The organism is Oliverpabstia intestinalis (genome assembly GCF_009696065.1).
GTDB lineage: Bacteria > Bacillota > Clostridia > Lachnospirales > Lachnospiraceae > Oliverpabstia > Oliverpabstia intestinalis.
Genome location: NZ_VUMS01000088.1, coordinates 1 through 1,184 on the forward strand (window position 1 = coordinate 1; position 1,184 = coordinate 1,184).

Consider the following 1,184-nt stretch of genomic DNA (forward strand, 5'->3'; position numbering starts at 1 on the left):
TTTGTTTTAAATTGCCAGTTTACGCCATCTTCATTACTGTTGCGTTCGTTTTCCCAAACGGATAGTTCTCTTTGAAGATGTTCAATGGAACTGATTCGTCTTGAAAGACATTGCCGTGTCATTACATTTAATTCAATTTCCGCAATATTAAGCCAGCTTCCATGTTTGGGTGTATAATGTATCTCAAGCCGTTTTAAAATCCGTCGGGCTTCTTTTGGTGTAAATGCTTTGTATAGGGAAGAAGGTGCATGCGTGTTCAGATTGTCCATTACCAGAAGAATCTTTTCAGCACTGGGATACATGACATCAGACAGATACTTTATTTCCTCTGCCCAGTCTTTTGCTGTGCGGTGTTCCCGTACACTTACATGGTGCATCCCTCCAAGTGGTTCGATAAAGGCAAAAATGCTGCACGTTCCGTTGCGGCTATATTCAGAATCCACCTTTTTGTCGTCTCCTGGACGCATAGCCCACGAATCCCGTACCTCGCCCAGTAGCTGATAAGGCTTTTCATCCATGCAGACTACTGGAATTGCAGGATTATAAGGCATTTCATAAACGTCAAGGACATCTTCCATACACGCTACGAATTCTGCGTCTGCTTTGTTTGGTAGGCACCAGTATTGGCTGCGGTGAGGTCTAAGCCGGTTTTTTTTAAGGTTCTGCGGATTGCTTCCCGGCTGATCGGTTCATCAAATTCTATTTTTGCCTGATTCTCAAGAAGCCTGATTGTCCACCGGGCATGACCTTCCGGAACAGGTCCGCAGGCGATTTCGACAATTCTTGCTTCCATACGCCCGTCAACTTTACGGCGGGCATTGTTGGAATTGATGTTCCGTTTGAGCTTAAGCACTGCATCCAGACCATCCTGGACAAAGGTTTTTGCCACATTTGATATAGTGGCACGGCTGACGCAGAATAAACCTATGCATTGGTCATAGGTTTGTACAGGCGGATGATTTTCATCCAGAGCCAAAAGAATCCGGCAACGATTAGCAATGGTTTGAGATGTATCCTTATTTTTCAGGATTCCTTTAAGTTTTTTTACATCGGTGTCAGATAATTGAACTCTATTTTTCTTAGGGCGTGCCATAATAATAACCTCCATAGACATATTTTATCATCTATGGCAATTATATCAAGAAAAGAACATTAATTCAAATATCAACGTGTCAGTACACTAG

1 protein-coding gene and 1 pseudogene are annotated in these 1,184 nt (G+C 42.7%); both read right to left on the bottom strand.

Annotated elements, in window-relative coordinates; genetic code table 11:
- Nucleotides 1-602: pseudogene (locus tag FYJ57_RS15045) on the bottom strand (IS630 family transposase); the annotation flags it as partial.
- Nucleotides 584-1,093 (bottom strand): helix-turn-helix domain-containing protein, encoded by a 510-nt coding sequence (locus FYJ57_RS15050; protein WP_154433284.1) that lies wholly within the window; start codon nucleotides 1,091-1,093, stop codon nucleotides 584-586. The gene FYJ57_RS15050 and the pseudogene FYJ57_RS15045, both read right to left, overlap by 19 nt.
- Nucleotides 1,094-1,184 lie beyond the last annotated feature (91 nt).

Coding starts and splice junctions, on each gene's coding strand:
- FYJ57_RS15050 (WP_154433284.1), bottom strand. CDS start 1,093: ATGGCACGCCCTAAGAAAAATAGAGTTCAATTATCTGACACCGATGTA.